Origin of the sequence: Prosthecobacter sp. (genome assembly GCF_049294395.1) — a bacterium.
Lineage (GTDB): Bacteria > Verrucomicrobiota > Verrucomicrobiia > Verrucomicrobiales > Verrucomicrobiaceae > Prosthecobacter.
The window spans coordinates 37,266-43,779 of the sequence record NZ_JBAQCR010000062.1 but is presented as its reverse complement, the minus strand read 5'-3'; the positions used below and the strand labels follow the sequence as shown (position 1 = coordinate 43,779).

General features: G+C 58.9%; 7 protein-coding genes. 3 read left to right on the top strand and 4 right to left on the bottom strand.

Translation table 11 applies throughout. The features are described 5' to 3' along the window. Positions 1-438: 438 nt before the first annotated feature. The 4 genes from WAW39_RS04525 to WAW39_RS04510 form a co-directional block, all read right to left on the bottom strand. The gene (locus WAW39_RS04525; protein ID WP_422316221.1) at positions 439-936 is read right to left on the bottom strand and encodes a hypothetical protein; all 498 of its coding nucleotides are present in this window, start codon (positions 934-936) and stop codon (positions 439-441) included. After that, positions 933-1,577 (bottom strand): anti-sigma factor family protein, encoded by a 645-nt coding sequence (locus tag WAW39_RS04520; RefSeq protein WP_422316219.1) that lies wholly within the window; start codon positions 1,575-1,577, stop codon positions 933-935. Before WAW39_RS04520 ends, WAW39_RS04525 begins: the two co-directional genes overlap by 4 nt. After that, a complete protein-coding gene (locus tag WAW39_RS04515; RefSeq protein WP_422316217.1) occupies positions 1,561-2,172 on the bottom strand; it encodes a sigma-70 family RNA polymerase sigma factor in 612 nt (203 codons plus the stop codon). The genes WAW39_RS04520 and WAW39_RS04515 overlap by 17 nt, the downstream gene beginning before the upstream one ends. 92 nt (positions 2,173-2,264) lie before the next feature. Continuing rightward, complete coding sequence (locus tag WAW39_RS04510) at positions 2,265-2,774, bottom strand: LysM peptidoglycan-binding domain-containing protein (protein ID WP_422316215.1); 510 nt, start codon at positions 2,772-2,774, stop codon at positions 2,265-2,267. A gap of 227 nt (positions 2,775-3,001) precedes the next feature. Here WAW39_RS04510 and WAW39_RS04505 point away from each other — a divergent pair, with 227 nt between their 5' ends. The 3 genes from WAW39_RS04505 (at position 3,002) to WAW39_RS04495 (ending at position 6,455) form a co-directional block, all read left to right on the top strand. Beyond that, positions 3,002-3,853: a sugar phosphate isomerase/epimerase family protein gene (locus WAW39_RS04505; protein WP_397384396.1), complete on the top strand. Its 852-nt coding sequence runs from the start codon at positions 3,002-3,004 to the stop codon at positions 3,851-3,853. 33 nt (positions 3,854-3,886) lie between these two features. Then, on the top strand, positions 3,887-5,293 hold the full coding sequence (locus tag WAW39_RS04500; RefSeq protein ID WP_422316212.1) for a Gfo/Idh/MocA family protein: 1,407 nt from the start codon (positions 3,887-3,889) through the stop codon (positions 5,291-5,293). A gap of 133 nt (positions 5,294-5,426) precedes the next feature. After that, entirely contained in the window at positions 5,427-6,455 is a 1,029-nt protein-coding gene (locus WAW39_RS04495; RefSeq protein WP_422316210.1) for an SMP-30/gluconolactonase/LRE family protein, read from the top strand. Positions 6,456-6,514: the final 59 nt, after the last annotated feature.

Sequence of the window (6,514 nt, the reverse complement as noted above, 5' to 3'; positions counted from 1 at the left end):
AAAGTTCGGCTCTGAAGAAGAGACTTTGTTTTCAGTTGGAGACTTCAAGGCAAATCGGGCAGCCAATGCTTGCATGCCCGCCATACGTAGGATGGGTGTGGCGACAGCCCGCCCGTCCATCAGCGTTCCGCAAACATCGGGGCGTGCGAACACCCTCGTGGTCGGACGGTTTGGCGGAGGGAGTTGTGGAGCGAAGAAGCGGTTGCGACGCCAAACACATCCAACCTACGACCGGAGCGCCACGCTACCCCGCACAAACCTGCTCAGACCCGTTTTCAATGGCGCGTGGTATCAGTCGCCGGGTTTGGAGCCCATCGTCATTTCCCCGCATGAATCACGAGCCTTAGCGGCTGATTTCTGCCGTGCGACTCGATCCCCACTTCTACTGATCGACGCCTACTGAGCCTTTGAACTGGCTGGATGCCCAGTGAGCTCCTTCTATTTGCGCTCCAGGAACAGCACAAAAATCAGACGTCCTTCTTTCCATGGCGGTCCGCCGATGAACAAGGGACTGTCTTTGCGCAAAACGGCATCGCTTTTGACCAATACCTGCTGCTCACGCCAGACTTGAAGATGCAAATTCACCCCGCCTTTGTCCGCCGGGCCTTTGGAGTCAATTTTCATGAACAGATCCCGGGACGGAACGACCCAGGATTCATACTCACGGAAGATGTCCTGCCGATGCTGGCCGAGGATTTCAAAGTGTTTGAATGGAAACACCTTCGCGAGCCGCTCATTCAGTCGGGGCAGCTCTGCGTGAATCGGCTCTTTGGCGCCGGTCAGCTGGGTGGCATCGTTGGTGGCGAAAATGAGCGCGCCCCACACGTGACCTTCAGTCGCGTGTTTGACTGAAGATACCACAGAGGGTGGCTGCCCCTGGGCACTGGCAAGAGCCGTGCTGATGACGAGGAAGAGCGCTGTAAGGAGGGGCTTCATCCGCGAGGAGTGATCATGGGATTGCCAAGTGCGTCACGGGAAATCATGAGCACCGGAGTTCCATGTGCGTCGAACATCGTTGTCGAGGCCAGTTGAGGCTCCACTTCACTGCGCTGGATGTTGATTCCCGAAACTTTACGCTCAGCCGGCACAGCATCCAAGCCATCAAGCATCAGGACGGTGGCATCTGCGGCACTGTCATGGTAGGTGCGCGCCTGGACGTGGGTGTTTGGGGTGTAGGAACTGAGGATCATGCTTTCCGAAGCGTCACCTGTCGCGGGATTCATCAGGAAGAAGCCCAGAACCGCCAAGGCAGCAGTGCCGGCCAGCGCAAACCATGGCTGGCGCAGCCATTGAAACATGGCGCCCCAGCCCGGAGCGGCCTGCTTGGCGCGTGTGTCGTCCAGCGCCATCTGGGTGATGCGCACTCCGATCTGGGTGTTGAAGTAATCGGCGTGCGGCACACGCATTTCGGCGGGCAGGTGGGTGCGGAGGCTGGTGCTCAGCTCGCGCATCTGCCGGGCTTCCTTGGCGAGCACGGGATCTTGCTTGAGGCGCTCCTCAAAAGTGGCGCTTTCCGTTTCATTCATTTCGCCATCAATCCAGCGAATGAGGTCGTGTTCTTCAGATGGAGGTTTCATAAACGTCGTGGAGTTGTTCCTGAAGTTTCTTGCGAGCGTAAAACAGACGCGACATCACCGTGCCGAGAGAGCAGGGGATGAGGGCGGCGATTTCTTCATAAGCGAGCCCTTCGACCTCACGCAGGACGATGACCTGGCGGTGTTCGGGCGAAAGTTTGGCGATGGCCTGCTGAATGCGCTGCCCGAGCTCGGCGTTTGTCATGGCAGCGTCGGGCGCTAGATCGCCCTTCGGCGTGGCTTCCGCGCCTACGGCGACGCGGTGTTCGGTGCGCTCGTCATCGAATTCACCATCGCCCTGGATCTTCTTCTTCCGGAGCCAGTCATAGCTCACATTGTGGGCGATGCGGTAGAGCCAGGTGTAGAATCCCGCATCATGCTTGAACGTCGGCAGAGCACGCCATGCCTTGATGAAGGCCTCTTGGGCGAGGTCCCATGCTTCGGTTTCGTTCTGGATGAGGTGATAGGTCATGGCATAAATCCTCCCACGGTAGCGCGTGACGAGAACGTCAAACGCCCGTGTGTCGCCTGCTTGGCTGCGTTTGACCAAGTCGAGGTCTGAGACTTCGCCAGGGTCAGTCGATGCTGAGGCAGGCATGGATTATTGTTGGCGGAGGATTGACGGCCGTGACGGTGGAATTATTCAGGTCGCAGCACGTTTTGGAGCCAAAAAATGCGTCGAACGTTGAATCAGGGGATTTTCAGGGACTGACCAAGCCGGATCAGATCACTGCTGAGGCCGTTGGCGGCCTTGATCTTAGCCACGGAAGAACCCTTTTTCCGGGCGATGGAGGAGAGCGTGTCACCCTTGACGACGGTGTATCTCGACCCCGAGGACTTTTTGCCAGTCGCTTTGGATTTCGAAGGGGTGGACTTCTTCTTCGCAGAGCTGCTGGAAGCCGTGGACTTCTTGGGCGTGGATGACGTGCTGGACGGCGTCACCTTCTTCGTGCCGCTGAAAGCATAAGGATTCGCGGGAGGCTCCGGCGGCAGGGAGGAGGCAGGGGCCGGCGGGGTCTGATACTTCGGCGTGGTCGAAGACGCGTAGCCGCTCTGGCCCGGGTAAGGATTGTAGTGCCCGTCGGTGCCGTAGTTGGAGGCATAGGGATCGCTGCTAGTGCCGCCGGATTTGTTCGTGTTTTCACAGGAAGCCAGGGCAAGGCAGGTGGCGGACAGCGCGATGAGACGAAGGGCAGTCATGATGGGGTGTGATTTCAGCCAGCATACACGCATGGCAGGAACCTGCGCACTAATGAAATCGGGCTCATCCTTTTCAATGCCTAATTTGCTGCTGCTGAGCCTGCGCTGCGATTTCCCGAGGTTGGCGCAATAGAGGCAGCAGCACCGGCGTTGTGCCTGACGAGGGAAATCTTCCGACACAGACCTTGCCAATTCGCCCGCCATTCCCTAGCTTCGTGTCCCACCCCATGAAAATCGGCTTCAATCTCCTTCTCTACTCCGGCCACATCACCGAGGCAAACTACCCCGTCATCGAAAAACTCAAGGCCACCGGCTACGACGGAGTCGAGGTTCCGATCTTTGATGTCAGCAATCCCGCCCATTTCAAAGGCATCGGCCAGGTGCTGAAGGACAACGGCCTCGAATGCACCGCTGTCACCGTCCTGCCAGATGAAGCCCACAATGCCATCAGCCCCGTCGCGGCCAACCGCCAGGGCGCCATTGATCATCTCAAGCGTGTGATCGAATGCGCGCACAACGCCGGCGTGCAGACTCTCGTCGGTCCCTACTATCAGGTGCTCGGCCAGTTTACCGGCGCCTTCCCTTCGGAAGCTGAACTCGCAGGCGCTGCTGAAGTGCATCGTGCCATCGCTCCCGTCGCTGAAGCTGCGGGCGTGAAGTGCGCCATCGAAGCGCTCAATCGCTTCGAGGCCCACCTGCTCAACACCATGGAGCAGGCCGCCGCCTACGTGAAGCGTGTCGATCATCCGAATTTCGGCACGATGTATGACACTTTCCACGCCAACATCGAAGAAAAGAACCCGCTGGCGGCCATCGACACCGTGTTTGCTTCCGGCAAGCTCAACCACGTGCACATCTCCGAGAACGATCGCGGCACTCCGGGCCGTGGCCACATCAACATTGTCGAGCAGATCAAGCACCTCAAAAAGATCGGCTATGACGGCTGGATGACCATCGAAGCCTTCGGCAGCGCTCTGCCAGACCTCGCCGCCGCCACCCGTGTCTGGCGCGATTTCTTCCCCAACACCGAACAAGTTTACACCGAAGGCTTCGCGCTCATCAAAAACGCGCTCGCCTGATTTGAAGCCACGTCAACCCAACCCATTCAACCCATGAACACACCGACCCCACCCCCAGCAGCGGCGACCTCCCGCCGCCAGTTTATCGGCACCACCGCCGCTACTGTAGCCAGCACCGGCCTCACTGTCGCCCAGTCCGCGAATGTTGCCGGCAGCGATGAAATCAAAATCGGCCTCATTGGCTGCGGCGGTCGTGGCACCGGCGCTGCCGGCCAGGCGCTCAGCACCAATCAGAAGGGCGTCACACTGCACGCTGTGGGCGACGCCTTCAAAGAAAAGGCGGACGGCGCGCTGAGCAATCTGCGCAACAAAGTCCCGGACAAGGTGAAGGTCGATGACTCCCGCATCTTTGCTGGTACGGACGCTTACCAGAAGGTGATTGATTGCTGCGATCTCGTCATCCTCACCACGCCTCCCGGTTTCCGCCCGTATCACTTCGAAGCCGCCGTGAACGCTGGTAAAAACATCTTCATGGAAAAGCCCGTCGCTGTGGACAGCCCCGGCGTGCGCAAGGTTCTCGAAATGGCCAAAATTGCCGACGAGAAAAACCTCAAGGTGGTCTGCGGTCTGCAGCGCCGTTACCAAAACTGCTACCGCGAAGCCCTCACCCAGGTCAAGGAAAACGGCGTCATCGGCGACATCGTTTCCGGCCAGGTTTACTGGAATGGCGGTGGCATCTGGTTCCGCGACAAGCGCCCAGACCAGACCGAACTCATGTACCAGCTCAACAACTGGTATTTCTTCACCTGGCTCTGCGGAGACCACATCAATGAGCAGCACATCCACAACATCGACGTGGCCAACTGGTTCCTGGGTGGTCACCCCATCAGCGCCCAGGGCATGGGCGGCCGCCAGCAGCGTGTGGACAAGAAATTCGCCCAAATCTATGACCACCACTACGTGGAGTACACCTATGAAAACGGTGTCCGCATCAACAGCCAGTGCCGTCACCAGTCCGGTGTGAGCAACGCCGTGCGCGAAGAATTCACCGGCACCAAAGGCAAGATCTACCTCGACAACAGCGGCCGCTGCTACGCCAACAACCACAAGGGCGAAACCATCTGGAAATACCGCCCAGGTGGCAAGGATCCCGCATCGGCGGGCAAGGGAAATGCCAAGAAGCTGGATCCAGATCCATATCAGACCGAGCACGACACCCTGCAGGCCGCCATCCGTGAGAACAAGCCCGTCAACAACGCCTACTACGGTGCTGAATCCACGATGACCGCCCTCATGGGCCGCATGGCCACCTACTCCGGCAAGGAGCTGAAGTGGGATGAAGTGCTCAACAGCAAAGTGCAGCACATGCCCAACATCATCACTCCTGAGTCCGAAGCTCCGGTCAAACCCGATGCTGAAGGCTGGTACCCCGTCGCGATGCCCGGCTGGGCTGCGAAGGACTATGCCGAGCATGGCCGCCAGAACGTGGAGATCGTCTAATCTCACCAACCTGGATCACTCCAGCCCCGGCCGCAGCGATGCAGCCGGGGCTTTTTTGTGTGCTTTCTCCTCTGCACTTGCTGCCAAATCTCTTGCCAATCGCACGTTCCCTTCGCTACAACCATCTCCTGCCATGAACACCAGCCGCCGCACCTTCCTGACCAGTTTCGCCGTTTCCGCCGCCACCACGACTTTGCTGTCCCGCGACTGGTCCGGCCAGACGCCCGAGCGCTATCCAGATCCGGATGTCATTGTGCTCGAGCCTGAGTTTGAAAAACTTATTCAGGGGAACTCGCCCATCCGCCGCCTGCACACCGGCATGCTCTGGGCGGAAGGCCCGGCATGGAACGGCAGCGGCAACTACCTCGTGTGGAGCGACATTCCCAACAACGCGCAGATGCGGTACCTGCCCGAAGACGGCCACGTCTCCGTGCTGCGCAACAACGCGAACAACAGCAACGGCAACACCTTTGATCTGCAAGGCCGCCAGATCTCCTTTGAGCACGCCACGCGCCGCGTCGTCCGTTATGAACTCGACGGCAAGATCACCGTGCTGGCCGACAAGTTTGAAGGCAAACCGCTCAACGCACCGAATGACGGCGCCGTGCATGCCGACGGCTCCGTGTGGTTCACCGATCCCGGTTACGGCAGCATGATGGATTACGAAGGAAACAAAGGGGAGCTGCTGCTGAAGGAGGCAGTCTATCGCATCGATCCCAGCGGGGAGATCACCAAGATCACCGAGGATCTGGAGAAGCCGAACGGGCTCTGTTTTTCGCCGGACTACCAGAAGGTTTATATCGTGGACACGGGTGCGCCGAAGAACATCCGGGTGTATGAGGTGGATGGCAAGAAGGTGAAGAACGGGAAGGTATTTGCGACCAACAAAGGCATGCTCACCGACAAAGCTGCCAAAGGAAACTCGGACGGCATCCGCTGCGACGTCGAGGGCAATGTCTGGGCCAGCGCCGGCTGGATCGGCGACGGCTACGATGGCGTCCACGTCTTCAATCCCGCAGGGAAAATGCTCGGCTACATCAAGCTCCCCGAAACCGCCAGCAACCTCTGCTTCGGCGGTCCGAAGCGAAACCGCCTCTTCATCACCGCATCTCAGAGTCTTTATTCGCTCTACGTGAATACGCGTGGAGCGCATCATTGCTGAGAAAAGCTGGCGACGCTCGGTTTAGCCGCAGAGGAGCAAAGAGGCAGAGGGAGCAGAGA